Here is a 25,130-nt window from a genome sequence, read left to right on the forward strand (position 1 = left end):
TTTACCATACCGGTTCGCGATTAAGACCCGCCCCTCCGACGACCGTGATGCCGCATTCGTGCGCCCCCCGATCAACGGGCAAAAGCGGGCGGATCACGCCAGAAGCGTCGCTGTTGGCGCATTGTCCTGGGCGGTTTGAAGGTACCGAGTTGCAGATGAATGGCGCCATGCACGGCGCTGTCGTAGATGCGCAGACCCTGTTTGCGATAGCGGGCGAGCACGGTAGGGTGCGGATGCCCGAAGGAATTGCCGTGGCCTCGAGAAATCAGCACAGCGTCGGGGTTCAAGGCTTTGAGCAAGGCCATTGAAGAGGAACTGCGACTGCCGTGGTGCGGCGCTTGCAGCCATTGCGTAGGCACCGCCAATGGACTTTCCAGCAAGACGCGCTCGGCATGGGTGTCGATATCACCGGTCAACAGCAGGCGCTCACCATTAGCCTCAATCTGCAATACGCAGGAGCGCTGATTACTGTCGTGGGCATCCGACCATTGCCAGAGCTGAAAACTGACGCCATCCCAGTGCCACTGGCGTGCGCTTTCGCAGGCTTCGGCATTCAGTTCGGCGGGCAATCCCGGTGGGTCACCACTGATGACTCGATCCACCTTCAAGCTGCGCGCCACTGCCAGCGCCCCACCGGCATGATCGGCATCGGCGTGGCTGAGCAGCATCAAATCAAGCTTTTCGACGCTCAATTTGCGCAAGGCCGGCAGCACAACACGCTCACCGAGATCGAAATCACCGAAACGCGGCCCGGCGTCGTAAAGCAAGGTGTGATGCCGGGTGCGGATCAGAATCGCCAACCCCTGACCAACATCGAGCTGCCAGATATCGGCCAATCCTGCGTCCAGTCGCTCTCTTGGCGGTACCACAAGGACTAGCAGCAAGGGCCAACCCAGAGGACGCAGCGGTACCCCACGGGGCAATAGCAGCAGCACGGCACCGAGACTGCCGATGGCCAACGCCCACATGGGAATCGACGGCGCAATCCACGCGGGCCAGTGCCCGGCGATTAACGCCAGACCTTGAAATAGCCAGTCGATCAAACCGCCGGACAGCCACAACAGCCCCTCACCGACATACGGCACCGGCAGCAACAACGTTCCGAGCAGTGCCGGTGGCAACACCACCAGGCTGACCCAGGGCACTGCGAGCAAATTCGCCAACGGCCCACTGAGACTGATCGGCAGGTTCAGCGCCATCAGCACCGGGCACAAACCGATCGCAATCAGCCATTGCGCCCGCGTCCACGTCTGCCACCAGCGCCACGCCCCGAGGCGACCGCCAAAAGTGAAGACAAGCACCGCCACCGCCGCGAAGGACAGCCAAAAACCGGGCCGTAAACTGGCCAGCGGATCGAGCAACAGCACGCAGTTGAACGCCAACAACAGCGGCCACCACGCACCGAGATGGCGAAAGCGCAGACGCCACAACAAGACCAGCCCGACCATCACGCAGGCCCGGCGCACTGGCACATCAAATCCGGCGAGCAGCCCGTAACCGAGCGCGGCAGCGAATGCCAGACCACAGGCCCACGGCAGCCAAGGCCAACGCAACGGCCACAGCCCATATCGGGCCAACCCGGCGACCAGCAAGTACATCACCGCCGCCAACATGCCGATGTGCTGGCCGGAGATCACCAGCAAATGCACGGTGCCGGTGTCCTGCAGGATCTGCCAATCTTCGCGACTGAGCCCGGAGCCATCGCCCAGTACCAAGGCCGCCAACGCGCCGGCCCGCCCCTGGGCGTCCACCTCAAGCAAACGCTGACGAATGCTGTCGCGCCACGCCCATCGCGCTTCGCTCAGGCGCTGGCCATCCTTGATCGTTCCCGTCGCGCCGATGCGTTGCGCCAGCAACCAGGCTTCGTAATCGAAGGTATCAGCATTGAGTAAACCGCCAGGACGCTTGAGCTTGACCGCCAGGCGCCAGCGTTCGCCACTGTTGACCGGCGGCCCGGCGTACCACGCCAGACGCATCAGCGGCGGCAGTTTGCCGTGACGCGAGCGCGCATCAGCCAATTCGAAACGCACCACACCTTCGCTGATTTGCGGCAAGCCGACCACTCGCCCTTCAAGCCAACGGGTCTCACCGTCGAGTTTGACCGGCAATCGATCATTCAATGCCCATTGCGCGCCAACACAGGCCCAAGTGAAACCAAACAGCAAAAAAGCCAATGGATAGCTGCGAAACGGCAGCAACATCAAACCGGCGATCGGTAACAACAGCATCAACCAGACCGGCGGTAACGCCGGCATAAAAACAGAGGCAAGCAGACCGACTGCCAGCGCCATCATCCCTGTGCGCATAAGCCCGTCCTTGAGAGTCCCGCTCTTAGGCATAGCGGCTCTTTCGCACGACCGTCGTCAACAATTGTCACAAAGTCTGAATGGGGGCTTCGTAGAATCCAGACATACTTGCCGCCTTAACCGACCGAGAAGCCTTATGCCCCGGCGCTTATTCAAACGTTACATGCCCGACCCGACGAGCATCAGGGAACACAAATCCTTACGCTTTCTCGGCAAGTTGCTGCATGACCCGAACCTCTGGCACCTCAATCGTCACTCGGTGGCTCGCGCGATGGCGGTCGGGCTGTTTGCTGCGTTTCTGCCGATTCCGGCGCAGATGCTGGTCGCAGCAGCGCTGGCCATCATCGTGCGTGGCAACATGCCAATCGCCGTCAGCCTGGTCTGGCTGACTAATCCGATCACCATGCCCGCGGTGTTTTTCTGTACCTATCAGGCCGGTGCGTGGTTGATGGATGTGCCGGCACGGCATCTGCCGGATGAGTTGACGTGGGAATGGATCAGCGGTGAGCTGTCGACGTTGTGGCAACCGTTTTTGCTGGGTTCGGTGGTGGTAGGGCTGGTGCTTGGTGCCCTCGCCTATTGCGCGGTGATGATGTATTGGCGCTGGTGGGTAGCGCGGCAATGGGCGCGGCGCAAGAAGAAACGAATGTCGTGAATGCAAACGGCCTCCGCAATGGGAGGCCGTTTTTTTGTGCTGCCTGGACTGACGCCATCAATCCTACAGGGATATTGTGCGCTCTTAAGTACGCATCCCGCGCCCACTCACCAGCAACCGCGCGCAACCGAAATACAGCACCACGGTCGCTACCAGCATGAAGGTGATCGCAATGCCGATGCGGATATCCGACACCCCGAGAATGCCGTAGCGGAAGGCGTTAACCATGTGCAGCACCGGGTTGGCCAGCGATACGGTCTGCCAGAACGGCGGCAGCAGAGTGATCGAGTAGAACACGCCCCCCAGGTAGGTCAGCGGCGTCAGCACGAACGTCGGGATGATCGAAATGTCATCGAAGTTGCGTGCAAACACGGCGTTGATGAAACCCAGCAACGAGAAGATTGTTGCCGTCAGTACCACCACCAGTATGGTCACACCCAGGTGATGCACCTGCAAATGGGTGAAGAACAGCGACAGGATGGTCACGATGACGCCGACCATCAACCCGCGCAGCACGCCACCACAGGTGTAGCCAATCAGGATCGTGTGCGGCGACACCGGCGAGACCATCAACTCTTCGATGGAACGCTGGAATTTGCTGCCGAAGAAACTCGACACCACGTTGCCGTAGGAGTTGGTGATCACCGACATCATGATCAGCCCCGGCACGATGTACTCCATGTAGGTGAAGCCACCCATGTCGCCGATCTGCCGGCCGATCAGGTTGCCGAAGATCACGAAGTACAGAACCATGGTGATCGCCGGCGGCAGCAACGTCTGCGGCCAGATCCGGGTAAAGCGTTTGACCTCGCGGTAAACGATGGTCTGGAGCGCGACGAGGTTGGGACGGAACTCGGAACTCATACCGCCACCTTCGACAGATTTTTCTCCACCAGGGACACGAACAGCTCCTCGAGGCGATTGGTTTTATTACGCAGGCTCAGCACCTCGATGTTCTGCAGGGCCAGTTGGCCAAACAGCGCGGTGATGCCCATGGACTTGTCGACCTGAACTTCCAGGGTATGGCTGTCGATCAACCGGGCGGGATAGCCGATCAATTGCGGCGCGGCATTCAAGTCGTTTTTCAGGTCCAGCAGGAAGGTTTCAACGTGCAACTGGCCCAACAGTTGTTTCATGCTGGTATTTTCGACGATCGTGCCGTGGTCGATGATGCCGATGTTGCGGCACAACTGCTCAGCCTCTTCCAGGTAGTGCGTGGTGAGGATGATGGTGATGCCTTTCTGGTTCAGTTCGGTGAGGAACGTCCACATCGAACGGCGCAGCTCGATGTCGACCCCGGCAGTCGGTTCGTCGAGGATCAGCAGGCGCGGTTCATGCACCAACGCACGGGCGATCATCAAACGACGCTTCATGCCGCCGGACAGCGAACGCGACGGCACATCGCGCTTGTCCCACAGGCCGAGTTGGGTCAGGTACTGCTCGGCGCGTTCCTTGGCGATCTTCGCCGGAATGCCGTAGTAACCGGCCTGGGTCACGACGATATCGAACGTTTTTTCGAACTGGTTGAAGTTGAATTCCTGGGGCACCACGCCGATCGAGCGCTTGAGCGCTGCCGGGTTCTTGTCCAGGTCATTGCCAAAGATATTCACCGTGCCGCTGGTCTTGTTCACCAGGGTCGAGAGAATGCCGATGGTCGTGGATTTGCCGGCACCGTTGGGGCCGAGCAAGGCGAAGAAGTCACCTTCGGCGACGTCCAGATCGATACCACTCAAGGCCTGGAACCCGTTGCCGTAGGTTTTGGTTAGCTGCCGGATGGACAGAGCGGAACTCATATCTGATTTACGCACCATGGTGAAGGGAAGAAAGACATAAATAAGGGTGGGCGGCGAGGGATACAACCGCGGCGCACGAGCGCAATGGTGCTTGCCGTCGCCGCACAAGTACAGTCAAGTGTGTCGATAGTAGGTATTAAGTCAACGCGGTCATAACTGCTTTCTGATACGCCGGACGCTGTTTCAGGCGCTCGTACCAGGCTTGCAGATTCGGTTGTGCCGCGCGTTCGATAGGCATCTCGAACCAGGCATAAATGAAACTGCCGAGCGGAATATCGCCCATACCGATTTCGTTGCCGGACAAGTACGGTTGGCTGGCAAGTGCCTGATCAGCCATGCTCAACAACTCATTACATTCTTTAATCGCCGCGTTGATGGCGGGCCAGTCCTGTTTGTCCGCCGGGGTACGCAACACGCCCCAGAACACTGTGCGGAACGGCCCGGCAAAACTCGACGTGGCCCAGTCCATCCACTTGTCGGCGATGGCCCGGGCCTGCGCATCCGCCGGATACCACGCGCTATCGGGCGCATGTTTGGCCAGCAGATAGCGGACAATGGCGTTGGATTCCCACAGCACGAAGCCGTCATCCTCAATCACCGGCACCCGACCGTTCGGGTTCATCGCGCGGTACTCGGGCGTGTCGACCACGCCGAACGCACCACCGGCATCAATCGCCTCGAAAGCCAGGCCCAATTCCTCGGCAGCCCACAGTGGCTTCCTGACATTCGATGAGTTTTTCCGTCCCCAGATCTTCAGCATGACCGCCTCTTTGCAAATGAGTGGGCAGGCAGCATACGCCGGATCAGACGAGCCTGACATCACTGTGCATGTCACCCAACAGTTGCGGCTGATGATCACCGAACAGGTGTGGATAGCACTTCTCCAGGTGTTCAAAGAAGAAGGTTTCCGGCACATCGGCGAACTGGCCGTGATCGACCAGATACTCCATCAGTTGCGCGCCGTCACGATTGAACGGGTGGAAAACGCTGTCGTTGATGCCGTCGAACTCCAGCGGTGCCACATTGAACAATTCGCAGAGTTTCTGGTTGAACGCCGGTGTTGCCTTGACCCAGCGACCATTGAGAAACAACTCGGTATAGCCATGCATGGCGAACATATCGCTTTTCAGAAGCTCAAGCAGACGCGGGGTCGACAGATGATTACGGACATCGGCCAGACCGATGCGCGCCGGGATTCCACAATGTCGAGCACACCCGGCGAGCAGCGTGGCTTTCGGCACGCAGTAGCTTTCCCCTGTCGCCAGCGCATAGCTGCCGCGCAACGTTTGCGGATCGCGACTGAAGGTGTAAGGGTTGTAGCGCACCGCCTCACGCACCGCGTAATACAGACTGACCGCCTGCGCGAGTGGATCGCGGCTGGCACCACGATGCATTTCGGCGAACTCCACCACCGCCGGGTGGTCACTATCGATGAAGCGGCCGGGACTCAGATACTCGTGCATGACGACAGATCTCCTGGGTGAGCCCCGAGTCTAGCGACAGCTCAAGCACAGAGATAACGACGTTTCGGCCAAACTTGGACGCAAAGACGCGGGACTGGCGAACGATTTCCCACACGCGTTGCCCACCGAACCTACGAAAACCGTCCGGGGTTTCCCACGATTTCAATCACCTTGCTCTGACCACCCGCTTTTGCAGATGCCGTCTAAGCTCTGGAGGGTCGATTTGCCTTGGTTCACGGAGGACTGAAATATGCTGTTGTTGTGGATACTGGTTTTGATCGTTGGCGTGGCGTATCTCGCCCACCGGCGCATCGCCCCGCTGCCCGCGTTGGGCATCGTTGCCGTCTACCTGCTGGCAATGGGGATTTTCAGTCACGCGCCGGGCTGGCTGCTGCTGGTGTTCTGGGTCGTCCTGGCGGTGGTTGCCGCGCCGCTGCTGCTGCCCGACCTGCGTCGTAAACACTTCACTGCGCCGCTGTTCAACTGGTTCCAGAAAACCCTGCCGCCGATGTCGCAGACCGAACGCGACGCGATCGATGCCGGCACGGTCTGGTGGGACGGTGAACTGTTCAGCGGCCGTCCGGACTGGGACAAACTGCTGTCCTATCCCAAGGTGCAATTGAGCGAAGAAGAGCAGGCCTTTATCGACGGCCCGACCGAAGAGCTCTGTGCGATGGTCACTGACTGGCAGATCGGCCAGTCGATGGATCTGCCCCCAGAAGCGTGGACGCACATCAAGGAACACGGTTTCTTCGCCCTGATCATTCCCAAGGAATTCGGCGGTAAAGGCTTCTCCGCCTACGCTCACTCCCAAGTAGCGATGAAACTCGCCACCCGCAGCGGCGATCTCGCTTCCACAGTCATGGTGCCCAACTCGCTAGGCCCAGCCGAATTGCTGCTGCATTACGGCACTGACGAGCAACGCAATCACTATCTGCCGCGGCTCGCCCGTGGCGATGACATCCCGTGCTTCGCCCTCACCGGCCCGCTCGCTGGTTCGGACGCCGGCGCAATGCCCGACACCGGGATCATCTGCAAAGGTCAGTGGGAGGGTCAGGAAGTCCTTGGCCTGCGTCTGAACTGGGAAAAGCGCTACATCACCCTCGGCCCGGTGGCCACCCTGCTCGGCCTGGCCTTCAAAGCGTATGACCCGGATCATCTGCTGGGCGACAAGGAAGACCTCGGTATCAGTCTGGCGCTGATTCCGACCGATACCGCGGGCGTGGAAATCGGCCGTCGGCACCTGCCGCTGGGCGCTGCGTTCATGAACGGCCCGAACTCGGGCAAAGACGTGTTCATCCCGCTGGACTTCCTCATCGGTGGTCAGGAGATGCTCGGCAAAGGCTGGATGATGCTGATGAACTGCCTGTCGGTCGGGCGTTCGATCTCGCTCCCGGCGGTCGGCACCGGCGCGGCCAAGTTCACCAGTCTGGTGACCGGGCAATATGCGCAGATTCGCGAGCAGTTCAATGTGCCGCTGTCGGCCTTCGAAGGTATTCAAGAGGCGATGGCGCGTATCGGCGGCAACGCCTGGATGATGGACGCCGCACGCATGCTCACCGCCAACGCGGTGGATCTGGGCGAGAAACCGTCGGTGCTGTCGGCGATCCTCAAGTACCACCTCACCGAACGCGGTCGCGAGTGCATCAGCCACGCCATGGATGTGCACGGTGGCAAGGCGATCATCATGGGCCCGAACAACTACCTTGGGCGCAGCTGGAACGGTGCGCCGATTTTCATCACCGTGGAAGGTGCGAACATTCTGTCGCGCAACCTGATGATCTTCGGTCAGGGCGCGATTCGCTGCCATCCGTTCGTGCTCAAGGAAATGGCCCTCGCCGGTCGCGAGGACAAGGATCAGGCGCTGAAAGAGTTCGACGGCCTGCTGCTCAAACACATCGGGTTCGCCGTGAGCAACGCCGCCAGCACGCTGGTGCTGAACCTGGGTATCGGCCACTTCGAACACGCGCCGGGGGACAAAATCAGCCAAGGCTACTTCCGCGCACTCAATCGTCAGGCCGCGGCGTTCGCCATGCTGGCCGACTTCAGCATGATGTTGTTGGGTGGCGAACTGAAACGTCGCGAACGCTTGTCGGCACGTCTGGGCGATGTATTGAGCAACCTGTATCTGGCCTCCGCCGCGCTCAAGCGATATCACGATCTGGATTCGCCGGCTTACATGGAGCCGCTGTTCCGCTGGGCGATGGAAGAAAGCCTCGGCCAGTCGGAACGCGCACTGGATGAACTGCTGAGAAACTTCCCGAACAAAGTCTTCGGCTGTGTATTGCGGGTCATCGTGTTCCCGTTCGGTCGTCGTCACAAAGGTCCGTCGGACAAACTCGGCGCCGAGGTCGCGGGTGTCATTGGCCGTGCCAAGGGTGATCCGGCACTGGAAGAACTGCTTGCCGGCTGCTATCGCCCGCAATCGGCAGACGATGCGGTGGGTGCGCTGCAACACGCCAGCGACTTGCTGCACACCGCGCAACCGCTGCACAAAAAGCTGCACGCGTCGCTGAAAAGCGGTCAGGTCAAACCGGCCGCAGGCGAACACGCTATCGATGCGGCTTTGGAGGCCGGCGTGTTGCAACCGGTAGAAGCGCAGAGCTTGCGCGATGCCGAAGCGGCGCGGCGCAAGGTGATCGACGTCGATGACTTCGACAAAGAGGAGCTGACGCTGGCTGAGGGAAAAGTCCGCTGATCCCTTCCAACGTATAGCTGTTTATTTGTGAAAAATGGGCGCGGGCGCTTTATACTCCCGCGCCCGTTTTGCTCTTGAGGACTTATCTCGTGTCCAACGTCGTTGCCGATCATCTTGTTTTGCTCGACCACCTGCGCAGTATCCTGGTCGCCGTAGGTGAGGCCGAACAGGTTCCCGAAGAAAGCCATGCCTTGTTCCTGGAGCGCTTCGACGAACTGCTGGCGTTATTGCCGATCGATCCGATCGAAAGCCAATACCTGGGCCAGGACATCCTGACTCAAGTGATTACCCGTTACCCGCAAATTGCCCACTTGATCCCGCGGGATCTGCTGTGGTTCTTCGCCGGCGACTGCCTGCACTATCTGGCCGATGAAGAAATCGACATGTATCAGGCGCTGGAAGAACGTCGCTTTGAAGCTGAACAGAACGATAAGCCGTTCGACTGGAACCAGGAAAAGCAGCTGTTGGCGATGTCCGCTCAGGACAGCAAGCACTGATACTCATCGAGTAATGAAAAGGCCCGCATGACTATTCATGCGGGCCTTTTTTTGATCTTCAGCTTTTAAAGCAATCCCTCGCTCTCCGGCAGCTCGTAGGCCATCGCTGCATTACTGGTATTGCCTGCCTTTCCCGGTTTGCTCAAGGTCGGCTCTTTGTCCAGACACTCCACCAGATAATCGATAAACACCCGCAGTTTTGGCGGCAAGTAGCGCGTAGGCGAATGCAGCAGCCACAGACCACCGTGGTAGGAAGCCAGGAACGTCCAGTCCGGCAGCACCTGCACCACCAACTTTTGCTCCAGCGCATAACGCGCAGTGAAATACGGCAGGCTGCCAATGCCGATGTGCTGTAACACCGCCCCCAGGCGCACGCCAGTGTGGTTGGCGGCATATCGACCACGCACACCAACCGTCACCGCTTTGCTGCCTTTCTTGAATTTCCAGCGCGCATCACTCGGGGTTTCGCCCAGATAAATGCAGCTGTGATTGAGCAAATCGTGAGGATGCTTCGGCGTGCCGTGTTCGGCCAGATATTGCGGAGTGGCGCAGAGCAAATGATCGATGGTCAGCAATTGCCGCCCGACCAACCCGGCTGGCGGCCGATCAGTAATTCGAATTGCCAGGTCGACATGGTCGTCAATCAGATCGACCTGCCTATCCTCCAGCAGCAACTCCACATCGACCTTGGGATAACGCCGCAAAAACTCGGGCATGTGTGGATGAATGACAAAACGCCCCACCGCCTTCGGTACGCTGACCCGCACCAGGCCCTCGGCTTCATGAGTGAATTGGCCGCTGATTTCCATCACTGACTTGGCAGCGCTGACCATCTCCTGACAGCGTTTGAATACCTCTTCCCCGCCATCACTCAGGCGCAACTTGCGCGTAGTGCGCTGCAACAAGCGAGTGGCCAAGGCCTTTTCCAGTCGCGAAATACTGCGACTGATCGCCGACGGCGACGAACCCAGTTGGCGAGCCGCTTCAGAAAAGCTGCCGGTCTCCACGACCTTGACGAAAATCGCCATTTCGCCGAGCAATGGCAAGGGAAGATTGATGCTCACAGCGCACAAGTCCTTTGATGTTTGAACGGATTATCACGTTATTGCACGATTCATATAATAAAAATAGAAACTTTAATAAGGGCATGGAATATGACGCTTCGCCTCTTTTTCCATAGTGATGACCTCAAGGCCAATGTGGAAGTCCTCGACTGCACGCCCTACGAGAACGAATTTGCCGTAGTGCTGCGCGCCACTCTGTTTCACCCGCAAGGTGGCGGCCAACCCTGCGACACCGGCTGGATTGGCGAAAGCCAGGTGCTGCGCGTCGTACAGGAACCGGACCAGATCATTCATTTTGTCGACCGACCGGTAAAACTCGGCATGACTTGTATCCGGGTCGATGAACAACGCCGCTGCTTCAACACGCGCATGCATTCGGCCGGGCACCTGATCGGGCATTTCGTCCAGGCCATGGGCTGGATGCCAATCAAGGCGCACCACTGGCCGGATGAGGGTCGGGTGCAATTCAAGCCGGGCGATGCGGCTCAAGAAGTTGATGCACAAACCGTTCAACACGGCATCGACCAGTGGATCGAGCACGATCTGCCACGCCTGACCTCGCTGCGCGAAGGCGCGCGGGAAATCGGTTTTGGTGAACTGCCGGCCTATGGCTGCGGTGGCACCCACGTACGCAGCCTGAAGGATCTGGGCACAGTCACGATCGCGTCCCTTTCGCAGAAGAAAGGCACGTTGTCCGTCCACTACAGCGTGGATTGAGCATTTCGGACGCTGCCCTGCGCATCGTCCGGCGCCGGGGAACCGCACTCGCCGGTTCCGTTGACTATCGATAGATGGACCTAAAAAAATGATGCTAGACGTCAAGCGTCTCGATGAGACGTGCATAAAAAAACTGGCCAACGAAGAAGTCCTCGCCATCCGCGTCAAAGGCTTTTTGCCCGAGCCGCTGGCGATCCAGATTGGCGACAAGATTCTTGCTCCAGGCTTTGAGGGCTACATCAACGCACCGAGTATCGGCCGCATTGGCATGGCGTTTTACGAGGCAGAAAACCAACCGCTGCTGATCGAGGATTACTTCGAACGCGCCACCAGCAACATCGCTGAATTGCGTAATCGCTGTGCGCCCTATTCCTCGCCGGTCGACACTTTGCGCTGCATGCTCGATGAATCCTGGCCGGCCGGTGCCCATCTGGAAAACCTCTACGGTCGCAAGATGTATGTCGGCCTGTCGCGGGTGGTGAAGCCGGGCGTGTGCTTCCTTGCCCATCACGACATTTTCGCCAAGGACGCACCGGAGAGCTTTCAGGCCCGCAGCCTCGAAGCGCAATTTGCCTGCAACGTTTACTTGAACATGCCGACCGAGGGCGGCGCGTTGCAAATGTGGGACGACGACATTTCTCCCGATCAGTTCGACGAAATGCGCGGCGACAGTTACGGCATCGACCCCGCACTGCTTGGCCCGCCGACCCTTGAAGTGCGGCCTGATCCCGGCGATTTCATCATGTTCAATTCGCGCTGCATGCACTCGGTGACGCCAGGTGTGGCGGATCCGCGCTTGAGCCTTTCCTTCTTTGTCGGCTATCGCGGCAATGCTTCACCCCTGACCTTCTGGAGCTGAGATGTTATCGAATTACCTGGGCGAGTTTCTGGCGCTGGCTACCATTCACTTTTTGGCTGTGGTCGCTCCTGGCCCTGACTTCGCCGTGACCATTCGCCAGAGTGTGCGTTTTGGCCGAATTGTGGGTATTTGCACAGCGCTGGGCATCGGCGCGGGCATTTCCGTGCACGTGCTCTACACCCTGCTTGGCGTCGGCGCCTTGATGCATACAACGCCGTGGTTGTTGACTGTCGCCAAGGTGATTGGTGGCGCTTACATCTTGTACCTGGGTGTCAGCCTGCTGCGCAGCAAACCGAAATCGACGATCGAGGGCGACAAAACCAAGGACGAACCGGTCGTTGAGCAAACCCTGTTTAAAGCCTTCAGTACCGGTTTTCTGACCAATGCCACCAACCCTAAAGCCACGCTGTTCTTTCTGGCTATCTTCACCACGATCATCAGCGCCAGTACGCCGCTGCAAATCCAGGCGCTATACGGCTTGTGGATGTGTTTTGTAAACGCGTTGTGGTTCGTGATCGTCGCGCTGTTTTTCTCCAGCAACAAAGTGCGCTTGCTGTTCATGCGCATGGGCCATTGGTTCGAGCGCACCATGGGCGTCGTGCTGATTCTGTTTGCCGGTCGATTGATGATGTCCTGGTAATTTTCCCCACAAAGCAAAAAGCCCGCCGATTTTCATCGGCGGGCCTTTTTTGTTTCAACTGACAGCCACGAACCTGACCCGACTGCTATGGATGAAACGGGCACCCATCAAAACCGTGGCCAGCGTCAAAGCGGTGATCAGCCCCGACCAGATGCCTTGCGGGCCCCATTCCAGGCCGAAGGCCAACCCGACGCCAAGCGGTACACCCACCCCCCAATAGCAAAAAACCGCGATCCACATGGGTACGCGAGTGTCCTGCAAACCGCGCAACGCCCCGGCGGACAACATCTGCAAACCATCCGGGAACTGCAATGCCGCGGTATACAGGAGCAACGTCGAAGCCAGCGCGGTAACGGCAAGATCCGGGCTGTACAAACCGGCAATCGCCTCATTGCCCAGCAACAGAATCATCACCGATACACTCTGTGCCGCGAGGACGATGACACACCCGGCCCAAGCGGCCTGCCTGACACCCTTGAAATCTCCACGACCCAGCGCATGCCCGACGCGCACGGTGGTCGCCTCCGCCACAGCCACCGGGATCATGAAACACAACTGCGCCAGGTTGACCGCAATCTGGTGCGCCGCCAGAAAGGTCGACCCCAGCCGCCCGATCAACAACGAAGTGACGATAAAGAGTCTGCCCTGCATCAGAATGGCGATGCCGATTGGCATCCCTGTCTTCAATAAATCAGCGATGGCCTCACGGCGCGGCGGATCGAATCGGCAAAACAGTTGCAGATGCGCCAGGCGTTTGCCGAACCAGAGATAACCGGCAAATAGCAGCGCCTGTAGCCACATCATCACCGCCGAAGCGATGCCGAGGCCTTGCGCGCCCAACTCGGGAAATCCGAGCCGGCCGTTGGTCAGCACATACCCAAGCGGCGCGAGAATCAACAGTCCGCCAAAACTGAAAATCATGGTCGGACGCATCCAGTGCATCCCTTCGCACAAATAGCGCATGCAAAAAAACAACGTCAGCGCCGGACTGCCCCAGCGCACTGCATACAAAAAGGCCTGAGCACCAGGGATCATCTCCGCTGCGATGCCGGCGGGCGCAAGCAGCATGGGTGCGAGACTCAAGAAGACAAACATCAGAAGGCCCATTAACAGCGCCAACCACAAAGCCTGGCGAAAAACCGGCCCGATCTCGGACAGGCGACCAGCACCAGACAAACGCGCCACTGATGCAGTCAGCGCGATCAACGTGCCGATCGGCACCAACATCGGCAGCCACAGCAGCGCTGTGCCCAGCGTCACCGCTGCCAAAGTGTCCGTGCCGTGATTGCCGGCGATGAGATTGTCGACGAAGGCAATCAATCCGGCACACACATGGCCAACGACCAACGGCAGCGCCAGAACCGCCGTTGCACGAACCTCGGGCAGAGCGCCACGAGATGCAGATATAAATGACATTAGAGGGGGATCCCGAGAGTCGATAGACAGGATCGGCTACCGGAGCCGAAGACCGGATCGTTATCCCAGAATCAACCTTGCGCTGGCTGTCAGACGCTTCCGGATTTCTCGGTTTCGCTGTAGGAGATTTGTAACGGGCAGGGAAAATACAAAAAACGCACAAACAAAAACGCCGCTCATTCATGAGCGGCGTTTTTGTGAAATTGGAGCGGGAAACGAGACTCGAACTCGCGACCCCGACCTTGGCAAGGTCGTGCTCTACCAACTGAGCTATTCCCGCAAATGGCGTCCCCTAGGGGACTCGAACCCCTGTTACCGCCGTGAAAGGGCGGTGTCCTAGGCCACTAGACGAAGGGGACACGCTACCCGGAACACATGGTGTGTGTGTTTCGGTGTCCAGATCCGCGTCCGAAGACTTGGTTCTGGTTTCACTCAGCCCCGCCCGAAAGCAGTGCCGTTTAAAAATGGAGCGGGAAACGAGACTCGAACTCGCGACCCCGACCTTGGCAAGGTCGTGCTCTACCAACTGAGCTATTCCCGCATTGGCGTCCCCTAGGGGACTCGAACCCCTGTTACCGCCGTGAAAGGGCGGTGTCCTAGGCCACTAGACGAAGGGGACACGCTACAACATTCACTCCCTACCGCGTTTCGCTGTGTGCTTTACGCTGTAAGTGGCGCGCATTCTATGGATGGATTGGGAGGTCGTCAACCCCCTGATATAAATTTATTTAAATCAATGACTTCGACCTGCTTTAAGGGCCCCCGCAAGCTTTTCCGTCGCTTGAGGTTTGACGCCTATATTCCGACACTCGCCAAGACGCTATAGTCCGCAACACAGTGATGGCATTTTGAACATTAAGCGCCAGCATTCATATAAGCAGTGCGCGGCCGATACAGATTGAACCAACCGATCCAACTCGTCGAGCGGCGCTAGGCGCACAAATGCCCAGCCACTACACTCGCATGCGAATCCTATAAAGAGGTCTTACCGGTGACACCACTCATGATCACCCTGCTTGTCATAGCCGGGATCGCAATTCTGATCGCCATTGGCTACATGAACCATGTGGTGGAAAACAACAAGGTAGAGAAGATCCGTACCAAGGTCGAACTCAACGACCGCCTGCGCCGCTGCGGCGAACTGACCGAGACCTTCCCCGGCCAGTTCATGACCCCGGCACTCAAGCTGCTGCTGACCCGACTGGAACTGAACGTCTGCCAGCGTCTGCTGAACCTGGAAAAAACCAGCGCTACAACCAAAGCACGCATCACCGAACTCAACGCGCTGGTGGCCCAGGGCGAATCGATCCCGGTCAACAATCCGCCGGCGCCGATCCTGACCGAAGCCAAAGCCAAAGATGTACGCTTCCTGCTCGAAGCCCTCCACGGCCAGATCACCCGCGCCGCGCATGACGGCTTCCTGCCGCCGAACGAAGCCAAACACTGGGTGCGTGAAGTCCGCCACATTCTGGTCCTGCTGCACATCGAGTTCTTCAACAACCTCGGCCAGCAGTCCCTGCAACAAAACCAGCCCGGCCAGGCCCGCCTCGCTTTCGAACGCGGCGTGCAATACCTGCGCAAACAGCAGGACCCGCAAATTTACTCCGAACAACTTCAATACCTGGAGAAACTGCTGGCCCGCGCCAACGCCCAGGTCATGGACAAGATTGCACCGGTTGAAGGTGAAGAAAACCAACTGACTGCAGGGCTCAAAGATGTTGAAGCCGATGCAGACTGGAAGAAGAAAGCGATCTACGACTGATCAAAGATGCTGAAAGAGAAGCCACCGAGAGGTGGCTTTTTTGTGGCTCTTGATTGGGGAAGACTGAAAGAGATGGGTTGTTTGATAAACCGCGTTCGCGAGCAGGCTCGCTCCCACAGTTAACTGCATGCCCCCTGCCAGAGACCGGTCGGCTGTAAGGCCGCCATCGCCAGCAGGCTGGCTCCTACAGTTTCAATTTGTGTGCGCCCCATGCGGCAAAGCCGCCCCACTCAACACAATGAGCGTTAGCTCGAGTGCAGCTTTTGATCTTAAAGCCCGTCGGAAGGCTGAGTGGAGGGATTGATCCGGGGGTGGGAGCGCAGCGACCGTTTGGCGAAGCCAAACACATCGAGAGGAGGTGCAGCGCAGCAAACCGGAGGCGATGCGCCCGGATCAATCCCGTAGCGAAGGAACCCGAGCCACAGCGAGGGCCGAACGTCAGGGTAAAGCCTTTTTGGTTACCTTTTCGGCGTTTGGAAAAGGTGACCCGCCGTAAGGGCGGAACCGTAATCCGCAACACCACAAAAAACGGATATTCACAAAAAACCATGAACCTGGTCGGCCCTAAGGCCGCCAAGGCTCAAAGCCGAAAATGCCCAACCATCCCCCGCAACTCCCCCCCCAACTGCGCCAGCTCAATACTCGAAGCCGCATTCCCGCGCATCGCAATCGAAGACTGATCCGCACTCGCGCGAATACTCGTCACACTGCGATTAATCTCCTCGGCCACCGAACTCTGCTCCTCGGCAGCCGCCGCAATCTGCTGATTCATCTGCTGAATCAACGAAACCGCCGCCGCAATACTCCCCAACGCACTTTCCGTCTGCAACGCATCACTCACCGCCAACTTCACCAACTCACCACTGCTCTGAATCTGCTGCACCGACGAATGCGCCGCTGAGCGCAACGCACTGACCAACCGCTCGATCTCCTCGGTCGATTGCTGCGTGCGTCTGGCCAGCGCACGAACCTCATCCGCCACCACCGCAAAGCCCCTGCCCTGCTCCCCCGCCCGCGCCGCCTCGATCGCCGCATTCAACGCCAACAGATTGGTCTGCTCGGCCACGCTTTTGATCACCTCCAGCACCGTACCGATATTCTGGATTTCAGCACTGAGGCTCTCGATGCTGGAACTGGCCGACGTCGCCGAATCCGCCAGCTGTTCGATCCGTGCCATGCTCTGGCGCACCACCTGCTGACCGCTCTCGACCTTGTCGTCCGCAGTCTGCGCCGCCAACGCCGCCTCTTCAGCGTTGCGCGCAACATCGTGGACGGTGGCGGTCATCTGATTCATCGCCGTGGCCACCTGCTCGGTTTCCTCCTTCTGACTGCTGACCTCAAGATTGGTCTGTTCGGTCACTGCCGACAGTGATTGCGCAGAACTGGCCAGTTGCTCGATACCGGCCTGCAAGCCGCTGACAATAGTGCTGAGGCCTGCGCCCATCTGCTGCATCGCCAACATCAACTGGCCAATCTCGTCACGCCGGGTCACCTCGACAGTCGCGCTCAGATCCCCGGCCGCAATCCGCTGCGCAACAGTGATCACACTGCGTAACGGTGCGACGATCAGTCGAGTAATCACCCACGCCGCAATCAACCCGACCAGCAGTGCCAGCGCCGAAGAGCCCACAATCAACACCGAATTCTTTTTCAGTTCCGCCTGCATGGCTGCGTCTTCGGCAACGTAAGCCTGATCCACCCTCTTCACCACTTGCGCAGCACGCTGGTGCAATTGTTCGTACACCGTCTTTTCCTGATCAAGCAACCCGGTGTACTCGGCCAGCTTGTCGTTGAAGCCGGCGATATGTCCGGAGACCTCATTAAGCACCGTCAGATAACCCTCATCCTTGACCATGGATTTCAACTCTTCGGCTTGAGTCTGTGCCTGGGCGGCCTGTTCGATATTGCCCTTGCCCGCACTGTCGGTATCGCCCTTGCGGCTTTGATCCAGACGAATCCGCGCCTCATTCATTGCTTGCAGCATCAGCCTCGACACCTGACTGACCTGATTGGCCTGCTCGATGAACTGCGCACCGTCCTTACCCTCGCTGTCCTTCAAGGTATACGCACCGTCATCGGCCAACCCGGCCTGCAACACGTCGAGGTTGTTGGCCACACTGGAGACCGACCAACTGGCCATTTCCAAAGCCAGATCCTTGGCCTGGGTCAACGAGACGAACTCATCGAACGACTTGCGATAGGCCCCCAGCGATTGCTCGACATCGGTCATTACCGGCACGTTGGCCGGCGATTGCGCCTTGAGCGCGTTGGCCTGAGCCATCAAACCATCCACGCCTTCGCGCAAGGCATCGGCCGTTTTCGGGTTACCGCGCAAGGCGTATTCCTGCTCAAGCAGGCGAACCTTGAGCAGGCTGCTATTGAGCGAGGACATCTGTTTCAGCCCGTCGAAGCGCAGACTGATGGTTTGCAGGGACCAGACGCCAATGGCCGCCACCAGCGCGGTCAGCAGCAAAACCAGCACAAACCCGATACCCAGTTTTTTCGCCATACCGAGGTTGGCAAAACGTCCTTGCACGGCTGAAATCATTGCGCGTAGTCCCCTGCCAAAGTCTGTTGACGAAGAGTCGCAATGGCCATGAACCAGCACAAGTCTCTGGCGTCGGAATAATGGCAAAAAGCTACGCCTGCGTCGTTTTCAGAACACTTGAGGTCGATCCGAACGGGCATTGCGAAAAAACTGTCGGGCACGCGGATCGCAGGCGTAAGCCACGTTGATGCGCAGCCAATCGCCGGCCTCGCCATTGGGACTGAAGGCATCAGGGGTCGACAGCAATACGCCGCAACGTTGAGCCAGCTGATACACCTGTGCCTGATCGGTCATTCGTGAACGAGCCCAGATGAACAACCCGCCAGTCGGCTTGCCGAATACTTCCCAGTCGGCGTCCTCCAGCGCCTGCAGCGCGGCGGCGCGATCGGCATTCAGGCGCTGCCGCTGACGGTTTACGAGTTTGCGGTAAGCACCCGTCGCCAACAGGCTGGTCAACACCGCCTCGGAAAACCTCGAGCCTCCCAGGCCACTGATCATCTTCACCTGAGCCAGCCGCTCAATCAGCTTACTGTCGGCCTTCACAAAACCGACCCGCAACGAACTACTCAGTGTCTTGGAAAAACTGCCCACATAGATGACACGCCCATCGTCATCCAGTGCGGCCAGACGCGCACCGTTACCCGTGTGCAAGTCAGCGTAGACATCGTCTTCGATCAGGCGCACATCGTAGAGTTTGCTCAGTTGCATGACCCGCTGAGCCACCGCCGGCGTCAGGCAACTGCCGGTGGGATTGTGATGATGGCTGTTGATGAAGAATGCGCCGGGCTGAAACTGTTGCAGCAAAACCTCGAGCGCCTCGAGATCCGGCCCGCTGGGCGTGCGACGCACCTCGAGCATGCGCACGCCATGCAGGCGCAAAAGGTCGAACAGCGGCGCATAACCGGGCGTCTCGACCACCACGCAGTCGCCGGCCTTGAACAACGTACGGACGATCAGATCCAGCGCGTGGCTGGCACCACATGTGCTCAACAACTGCGTGCTGCGGGCCTCGATACTGAATAGTTTGAGGCGTTTGACGATCTGCTCGCGCAACGCCGCGAGGCCCAGTGGCGTGCTGTAGTTGAACAGACTGGCCATGTCGGTACGCGCCACTTCACGCAATGCGTAGCTGAGATCGTCGGGCTCGCGCCAGCTCTCCGGCAAACCACCACCGCCGAGTTTCAAGCCGCTTGTTGCGCCGCACACAGCATCGCACCAGGCATATCGTCCCTCGATTGACAGCAACTCGTCCTCCGCGCCCTCCCTGGAAGGCGACGCTGCCACGATAAAGCCAGCACCCTGACGCGTGCTCAGAACGCCCTGCGACACCAACCGCTCACAAGCCTCGACAACACACGACTGGCTGAGCAGATTGCCCCGGGCGATTTGCCGAACGGAGGGCAAACGGGTGGCCGGTGGTACTCCGCTTTGCAGTATCCAGTCAGTCAGTCCGTCAACAATCTGCTGCACGACCGGCACCATTGCCTGTCGATCAATTCTCAATTCCATGAGCAAGCAAACTCCTGTCCGTTTTGCTGGCGGCAGTAAATCACAGCCACGTCGCACAGGCTGTGCGACAACGCCGCCAAAAGCGACCGATCTAATCCTTTGATACACATTGTTTAGCCGTTTAAGGGAACTGAAAGTGGCGCAAAAAAAAGCCCGCACGAATGCGGGCTTTGTTCAGCAGCAACCTTTCAGAACGCGGTCACGCCGCCATCCACGGCCAGCGAATGTCCGGTGGTGAATGCCGCGCCGTCGCTGCACAGGTACAACACTGCACTGGCAATTTCCTCGACCTTGCCGATGCGGCCTACCGGGTGCATCGCGTTGGCGAACTCGCCCTTCTTCGGATCGGCCTCGTAGGCACGGCGAAACATGTCAGTGTCGATTACCGCCGGGCACACCGCATTGACGCGGATTTTCTTTTTCGCGTACTCGATGGCGGCCGACTTGGTCAGACCGATCACCGCGTGTTTCGACGCCGCGTAAATGCTCATCTTCGGCGCCGCCCCGAGCCCCGCCACCGATGCGGTGTTGACGATCGCTCCGCCGCCCTGCGCCAGCAACAGCGGCAATTGATACTTCATGCACAGCCAGACGCCTTTGACATTGACGCCCATGATGGCGTCGAACTCATCCATCGAGCTGTCGGCCAGTTTGCCTTTCTCGATTTCGATACCGGCATTATTGAAGGCATAGTCGAGACGGCCGTAGGTATTGATCACCTCGTCCATCAGATTTTTTACTTCGCTTTCGACGGTAACGTTGCAACGCACGAAAGTCGCTTCGCCACCGGCTGTACGAATCAGCGCAACCGTGCCCTCGCCCCCGGCCGCGTCCAGATCGGCCACCACCACTTTCAAGCCTTCGGCGGCGAATGCCTGGGCGGTCGCTCGGCCGATGCCGTTGCCGGCTCCGGTGACTACAGCAACCTGACCGGAAAACGTCATGCTCATTGTTATGTCCTCGAAGGGTATGATGCAGGGAGAGAGTTTGAGATTTGCAGCATAGCCATTGGGGGTGGACGGACGTCAGTACTATCAGAAGGCTGTTTATGCCCCCATGCGCCGCAGTGATAGAACCCCACCAATAACTATCACTGCACTGGATTGGAATGCATTCGCCGCATCAGCCAACCTTGCGACATCGCCGCTGAAGGTCTATCAACAAGGCTTCATTCAGCTCGAGTGCCTGCCATGACCAACCAGACCAATCGCCAGTTCCTGCTCGCCAAACGCCCGGTGGGCGCTGCGACTCGCGAGACTTTCACTTATCAGGAAGTACCGGTGGGCGAACCGGCGGCGGGACAGATACTGGTGAAGAACGAATACCTGTCCCTCGACCCGGCCATGCGTGGCTGGATGAATGAGGGCAAGTCCTACATCCCGCCGGTCGGCATCGGTGAAGTCATGCGCGCCTTGGGCGTCGGCAAAGTCATCGCTTCGAACAATCCGGGGTTCGCGGTCGGGGACTACGTCAACGGCGCGATCGGCGTGCAGGATTATTTCCTCGGCGAGCCGCGAGGTTTCTACAAGGTCGATCCGAAACTGGCACCGTTACCGGTGTATTTATCTGCGCTGGGCATGACCGGCATGACCGCGTACTTCGCCTTACTCGACGTCGGTGCACCGAAGGCTGGTGACACCGTGGTGCTTTCCGGCGCGGCCGGTGCGGTGGGCAGCATTGCCGGACAGATCGCCAAGATCAAAGGCTGCCGGGTGATCGGCATTGCCGGCGGTGCCGACAAGAGCAAATACCTGATAGATGAACTGGGCTTTGACGGCGCCATCGATTACAAAAACGAAGACGTGCTGGCCGGGCTCAAGCGTGAATGTCCGAAAGGTGTGGACGTGTATTTCGATAACGTCGGCGGCGACATTCTCGATGCGGTGCTGAGTCGCCTAGCCCCGAAAGCGCGGGTGGTGATCTGCGGCGCCATCAGCCAGTACAACAATAAAGAGGCGGTAAAAGGCCCGGCCAACTATTTGTCGTTGTTGGTCAATCGTGCGCGCATGGAAGGTTTTGTGGTGATGGACTATGCGGCGCAGTACGCGAGTGCCGCGCAGGAAATGGCCGGGTGGATGGCCAAGGGGCAGCTCAAGAGCAAGGAAGACATCGTCGAAGGACTGGAGACATTCCCGGAGACGCTGATGAAACTGTTCAGCGGTGAGAACTTTGGCAAGTTGGTGTTGAAGGTCTAACTCACAACCACTGTAGGAGCTGCCGAAGGCTGCGATCTTTTGGCGATACCGGCCTATTCAAAAAACACGGGCAAGATCAAAAGATCGCAGGCTGCGCCAGCTCCTACAGGGTTTTGCGTTCGGGCTTTCAGGCGATTTCGGCCACTACGGAGGCCAACGCCTTGGCCGGATCCGCCGCCTGGCTGATCGGGCGGCCGATCACCAGGTAATCGGAACCGGCATCCAGCGCCTGACGCGGGGTCAGAATGCGACGCTGGTCGTCCTGCGCGCTGCCCGCCGGACGAATCCCCGGGGTCACCAGTTGCAGCGAAGGATGTGCGGTTTTCAGGGCCTGGGCTTCCAGTGCCGAGCACACCAGTCCGTCCATCCCGGCCTTCTCGGCCAGTGCCGCCAGACGCAATACCTGCTCCTGCGGTTCGATATCCAGACCGATACCGGCCAGATCCTCGCGCTCCATGCTGGTCAGCACCGTCACGCCGATCAGCAGCGGTTGTGGGCCACTGCGCTTGTCCAGCTCTTCACGGCAGGCTGCCATCATGCGCATGCCACCGGAGCAATGCACGTTGACCATCCACACGCCCATCTCGGCAGCGGCTTTGACGGCCATCGCAGTGGTGTTTGGGATGTCGTGGAATTTCAGGTCAAGAAACACTTCAAAACCCTTGTCACGCAGGGTGCCGACGATTTCCGCGGCGCAACTGGTGAACAGTTCCTTGCCCACTTTGACCCGGCACAGTTTCGGGTCCAACTGGTCGGCCAGCTTCAGTGCGGCGTCACGGGTGGGGAAATCCAGGGCGACGATGATAGGAGTCTGGCAGACGGACATGGATGGGCTCTCAGGCAGGTCGAAATCGGCGCGCATTGTAGCGGAACCGGCGGCGGCGCGGCACCCGATGATCGGTAAATCGTCGCGCCAACCGTGATCAGCATAGCGCTCGCTGCTATTGTGTCGACTCCGATACACAGCCGACACGCCACCAACAAGCACCCGCGCTAGCCTCGCCAGCCGCAACACGTCCTTACATCAGCACTTCCCGCCCCACGGCCGGACGCCTATGCTGAAACCACCACCTCGCAGCCCATCTTTGTGGTTGGCGGCCTACTGGCAGATAAACAGCCCCATGCACAACAACCAAACCACCGTGAATGATGAGCAAAAAGACGACAAGCGCTGGAGCATCCGGGCCCTGATCGTCGACGATGACGTGCCGATCCGCGAGTTGATGATCGACTACCTCGCCCGTTTCAACATTCACGCCAGCGGCGTCACCGACGGCGCGGCGATGCGCCAGGCGATGCAGGCCGAGCATTTCGATGTGGTGGTGCTGGATCTGATGCTGCCAGGCGAAGACGGCTTGTCGCTGTGCCGCTGGCTGCGCGCCGAATCGGACATCCCGATCCTGATGCTCACCGCCCGCTGCGAGCCCACTGACCGCATCATCGGCCTGGAATTGGGCGCTGATGACTACATGGCCAAACCGTTTGAACCGCGCGAACTGGTGGCGCGGATCCAGACCATTCTGCGCCGCGTACGCGATGATCGCACCGAACAGCGAGCGAACATCCGCTTCGACAACTGGCGCCTGAACAGCGTCCTGCGCCAACTGATCGCCGACAACGGCCTTGTGGTGCCCCTGTCCAACGCCGAATTCCGTTTGCTTTGGGTTTTCATCGAACGCCCGCGCCGAGTGCTCAGCCGCGAACAATTGCTTGACGCCGCCCGCGGGCGCTCGATCGAAGCGTTCGACCGCAGTATCGACCTGCTGGTCTCGCGCCTGCGGCAAAAACTCGGCGACGATCCAAAAGCCCCGCAGTTGATCAAGACCGTTCGCGGTGAGGGCTACCTGTTCGACGCCAGGGACATCGGCTGATGCGGGCGCGCTTCGACACGCTGTTCGGCCGCCTGTTTGGCATGCTGTTCGCGGCGATCGTCCTGGCGCACCTGTTGGCGTTCACCTGGTTTCGCCTCTACGGCCCGCCACCGCCTCCGCCGCCACCGGAATTTTCCCAGAAAGCCGAGGGGCAACGTCCGCCCCAGGAACCGCGATACCCGCCACGCCTGCCTCGCCCGTGGTTTGGCGGGCCGATCGTGCCGCTGACGTTTCAGTTTGTCTCGCTGATAATTGCCGCGTGGTACGGCGCCAAACTGCTGAGTCGGCCGATCCAGCGCCTGAGCGACGCGGCCGAACGCCTCAGCGAAGACCTCGACAGCCCACCGCTCGACGAATCCGGGCCGCGCGAAGCCAGGCAAGCGGCGCACACCTTCAACCTGATGCAGCATCGCATTCGCGAACAGGTTCAACAGCGCGCACGCATGCTCGGCGCCGTCTCCCACGATCTGCGCACACCGCTGTCACGCCTGAAACTGCGTCTGGAAAACATCAGCGACGACAAGTTGCAAAGCCAGATGCGTCAGGATCTGAACGACATGATCGGCATGCTCGACGCCACCCTCACCTACCTGCACGAACAACGTACCAGCGAAGCGCTGCAACTGATGGACGTGCAGGCGCTGGTCGAATCGTTGTGCGAAAACGCTCAGGATCAAGGCGCTGACGTGCAAGTCAGCGGCCATTGCGCACCGATGCAGGTGCAGCCGATGGCGCTGCGTTCGTGTATCAACAACCTGATGGACAATGCCCTGCGCTATGCCGGGCAGGCGCGCATCGAATTGCAGGATCAGCGCGAGCAACTGCTGATCCGCGTGATCGACCACGGGCCGGGGATTGCCGAGGACAAGCGCGAGGCGGTGTTCGAACCGTTCTATCGCCTGGAAGGTTCGCGCAACCGCAATTCCGGTGGCGTGGGCTTGGGCATGACCATCGCCCGCGAGGCAGCGCAGCGTTTGGGCGGGCAATTGAACCTGGAAGAAACACCGGGTGGCGGCCTGACGGCAATCATCCGTTTGCCCCGCACCTGAGAACACATCTGTGTACCAATCGGTACAAACCTCACATACCCACGACAACTTACGCCTTGAGGCTGCATAAGCCGGTACACCCACCGGC

21 protein-coding genes, 4 tRNA genes and 1 pseudogene are annotated in these 25,130 nt (G+C 59.2%); 10 read left to right on the forward strand and 16 right to left on the reverse strand.

What is annotated here, in order from left to right; genetic code table 11:
- Positions 1 to 71: 71 nt before the first annotated feature.
- Complete coding sequence (locus IAI51_RS07015; protein WP_187677810.1) at positions 72 to 2,306, reverse strand: DNA internalization-related competence protein ComEC/Rec2; 2,235 nt, start codon at positions 2,304 to 2,306, stop codon at positions 72 to 74.
- A 136-nt stretch (positions 2,307 to 2,442) separates the two neighbouring features.
- Between IAI51_RS07015 and IAI51_RS07020 the strand changes: the two genes are divergently transcribed.
- Positions 2,443 to 2,961, forward strand: coding sequence for a DUF2062 domain-containing protein (locus IAI51_RS07020; protein ID WP_187677811.1), 519 nt, complete (start codon positions 2,443 to 2,445; stop codon positions 2,959 to 2,961).
- 84 nt (positions 2,962 to 3,045) lie between these two features.
- Here IAI51_RS07020 and IAI51_RS07025 read toward each other — a convergent pair whose 3' ends face one another.
- The 4 genes from IAI51_RS07025 to IAI51_RS07040 form a co-directional block, all read right to left on the reverse strand.
- A complete protein-coding gene (locus IAI51_RS07025) occupies positions 3,046 to 3,825 on the reverse strand; it encodes an ABC transporter permease (RefSeq protein ID WP_187677812.1) in 780 nt (259 codons plus the stop codon).
- Positions 3,822 to 4,754, reverse strand: coding sequence for an ABC transporter ATP-binding protein (locus IAI51_RS07030; protein WP_187677813.1), 933 nt, complete (start codon positions 4,752 to 4,754; stop codon positions 3,822 to 3,824). Before IAI51_RS07030 ends, IAI51_RS07025 begins: the two co-directional genes overlap by 4 nt.
- Positions 4,755 to 4,890: 136 nt before the next feature.
- On the reverse strand, positions 4,891 to 5,514 hold the full coding sequence (locus tag IAI51_RS07035) for a glutathione S-transferase family protein (RefSeq protein ID WP_187677814.1): 624 nt from the start codon (positions 5,512 to 5,514) through the stop codon (positions 4,891 to 4,893).
- Positions 5,515 to 5,557: 43 nt separating this feature from the next.
- On the reverse strand, positions 5,558 to 6,217 hold the full coding sequence (locus IAI51_RS07040; protein WP_187677815.1) for a transglutaminase-like domain-containing protein: 660 nt from the start codon (positions 6,215 to 6,217) through the stop codon (positions 5,558 to 5,560).
- A gap of 250 nt (positions 6,218 to 6,467) precedes the next feature.
- Here IAI51_RS07040 and IAI51_RS07045 point away from each other — a divergent pair, with 250 nt between their 5' ends.
- A complete protein-coding gene (locus tag IAI51_RS07045) occupies positions 6,468 to 8,915 on the forward strand; it encodes an acyl-CoA dehydrogenase (RefSeq protein ID WP_187677816.1) in 2,448 nt (815 codons plus the stop codon).
- Between the two features lie 89 nt (positions 8,916 to 9,004).
- Entirely contained in the window at positions 9,005 to 9,412 is a 408-nt protein-coding gene (locus IAI51_RS07050) for a PA2817 family protein (RefSeq protein ID WP_187677817.1), read from the forward strand.
- A 65-nt stretch (positions 9,413 to 9,477) separates the two neighbouring features.
- On the opposite strand, the gene IAI51_RS07055 is transcribed toward IAI51_RS07050, so the two are convergent.
- On the reverse strand, positions 9,478 to 10,476 hold the full coding sequence (locus tag IAI51_RS07055) for a LysR family transcriptional regulator (protein ID WP_187677818.1): 999 nt from the start codon (positions 10,474 to 10,476) through the stop codon (positions 9,478 to 9,480).
- 90 nt (positions 10,477 to 10,566) lie between these two features.
- Here IAI51_RS07055 and IAI51_RS07060 point away from each other — a divergent pair, with 90 nt between their 5' ends.
- The 3 genes from IAI51_RS07060 to IAI51_RS07070 all read left to right on the forward strand — a co-directional run bounded on the left by IAI51_RS07060 (position 10,567) and on the right by IAI51_RS07070 (position 12,692).
- Complete coding sequence (locus IAI51_RS07060; protein ID WP_187677819.1) at positions 10,567 to 11,193, forward strand: alanyl-tRNA editing protein; 627 nt, start codon at positions 10,567 to 10,569, stop codon at positions 11,191 to 11,193.
- An 88-nt stretch (positions 11,194 to 11,281) separates the two neighbouring features.
- Positions 11,282 to 12,052 (forward strand): 2OG-Fe(II) oxygenase, encoded by a 771-nt coding sequence (locus IAI51_RS07065; protein WP_187677820.1) that lies wholly within the window; start codon positions 11,282 to 11,284, stop codon positions 12,050 to 12,052.
- Between the two features lies 1 nt (position 12,053).
- A complete protein-coding gene (locus tag IAI51_RS07070) occupies positions 12,054 to 12,692 on the forward strand; it encodes a LysE family translocator (protein ID WP_187677821.1) in 639 nt (212 codons plus the stop codon).
- A 54-nt stretch (positions 12,693 to 12,746) separates the two neighbouring features.
- On the opposite strand, the gene IAI51_RS07075 is transcribed toward IAI51_RS07070, so the two are convergent.
- From IAI51_RS07075 to IAI51_RS07095, 5 genes are all read right to left on the reverse strand, one after another.
- A complete protein-coding gene (locus tag IAI51_RS07075) occupies positions 12,747 to 14,108 on the reverse strand; it encodes an MATE family efflux transporter (RefSeq protein ID WP_187677822.1) in 1,362 nt (453 codons plus the stop codon).
- Positions 14,109 to 14,312: 204 nt separating this feature from the next.
- Positions 14,313 to 14,388, reverse strand: a tRNA-Gly gene (locus IAI51_RS07080).
- Positions 14,389 to 14,391: 3 nt separating this feature from the next.
- A tRNA-Glu gene (locus tag IAI51_RS07085) sits at positions 14,392 to 14,467 on the reverse strand.
- 106 nt (positions 14,468 to 14,573) lie between these two features.
- Positions 14,574 to 14,649: transfer RNA gene (locus IAI51_RS07090), tRNA-Gly, on the reverse strand.
- Between the two features lie 2 nt (positions 14,650 to 14,651).
- A tRNA-Glu gene (locus IAI51_RS07095) sits at positions 14,652 to 14,727 on the reverse strand.
- A gap of 384 nt (positions 14,728 to 15,111) precedes the next feature.
- Here IAI51_RS07095 and IAI51_RS07100 point away from each other — a divergent pair.
- Positions 15,112 to 15,870 carry a hypothetical protein gene (locus IAI51_RS07100; protein ID WP_187677823.1) on the forward strand — a complete coding sequence of 253 codons (759 nt, stop codon included), beginning with the start codon at positions 15,112 to 15,114 and terminating at the stop codon, positions 15,868 to 15,870.
- Positions 15,871 to 16,450: 580 nt separating this feature from the next.
- Here the strand turns inward: IAI51_RS07100 and IAI51_RS28160 are convergent.
- The 4 genes and pseudogenes from IAI51_RS28160 to IAI51_RS07115 form a co-directional block, all read right to left on the reverse strand.
- On the reverse strand, positions 16,451 to 17,332 hold the full coding sequence (locus tag IAI51_RS28160) for a methyl-accepting chemotaxis protein (RefSeq protein ID WP_401270200.1): 882 nt from the start codon (positions 17,330 to 17,332) through the stop codon (positions 16,451 to 16,453).
- Positions 17,312 to 18,418, reverse strand: a pseudogene (locus tag IAI51_RS28165) (HAMP domain-containing protein); the annotation flags it as partial. The pseudogene IAI51_RS28165 and the gene IAI51_RS28160, both read right to left, overlap by 21 nt.
- Before the next feature lie 108 nt (positions 18,419 to 18,526).
- The gene (locus IAI51_RS07110) at positions 18,527 to 19,927 is read right to left on the reverse strand and encodes a PLP-dependent aminotransferase family protein (RefSeq protein WP_187677825.1); all 1,401 of its coding nucleotides are present in this window, start codon (positions 19,925 to 19,927) and stop codon (positions 18,527 to 18,529) included.
- Between the two features lie 188 nt (positions 19,928 to 20,115).
- Positions 20,116 to 20,877, reverse strand: coding sequence for an SDR family oxidoreductase (locus IAI51_RS07115; protein WP_187677826.1), 762 nt, complete (start codon positions 20,875 to 20,877; stop codon positions 20,116 to 20,118).
- A gap of 240 nt (positions 20,878 to 21,117) precedes the next feature.
- Between IAI51_RS07115 and IAI51_RS07120 the strand changes: the two genes are divergently transcribed.
- Positions 21,118 to 22,122, forward strand: coding sequence for an NADP-dependent oxidoreductase (locus tag IAI51_RS07120; RefSeq protein WP_187677827.1), 1,005 nt, complete (start codon positions 21,118 to 21,120; stop codon positions 22,120 to 22,122).
- Between the two features lie 127 nt (positions 22,123 to 22,249).
- Here IAI51_RS07120 and pyrF read toward each other — a convergent pair whose 3' ends face one another.
- On the reverse strand, positions 22,250 to 22,948 hold the full coding sequence (pyrF, locus tag IAI51_RS07125) for an orotidine-5'-phosphate decarboxylase (protein WP_187677828.1): 699 nt from the start codon (positions 22,946 to 22,948) through the stop codon (positions 22,250 to 22,252).
- Between the two features lie 295 nt (positions 22,949 to 23,243).
- Between pyrF and IAI51_RS07130 the strand changes: the two genes are divergently transcribed.
- On the forward strand, positions 23,244 to 23,993 hold the full coding sequence (locus IAI51_RS07130; protein ID WP_187677829.1) for a response regulator: 750 nt from the start codon (positions 23,244 to 23,246) through the stop codon (positions 23,991 to 23,993).
- Positions 23,993 to 25,042 (forward strand): sensor histidine kinase, encoded by a 1,050-nt coding sequence (locus tag IAI51_RS07135; protein WP_187677830.1) that lies wholly within the window; start codon positions 23,993 to 23,995, stop codon positions 25,040 to 25,042. The genes IAI51_RS07130 and IAI51_RS07135 overlap by 1 nt, the downstream gene beginning before the upstream one ends.
- The last annotated feature ends 88 nt before the right edge of the window (positions 25,043 to 25,130 follow it).

It is taken from the genome of Pseudomonas sp. N40(2020) (assembly GCF_014472415.1).
Taxonomy (GTDB): Bacteria; Pseudomonadota; Gammaproteobacteria; order Pseudomonadales; family Pseudomonadaceae; genus Aquipseudomonas.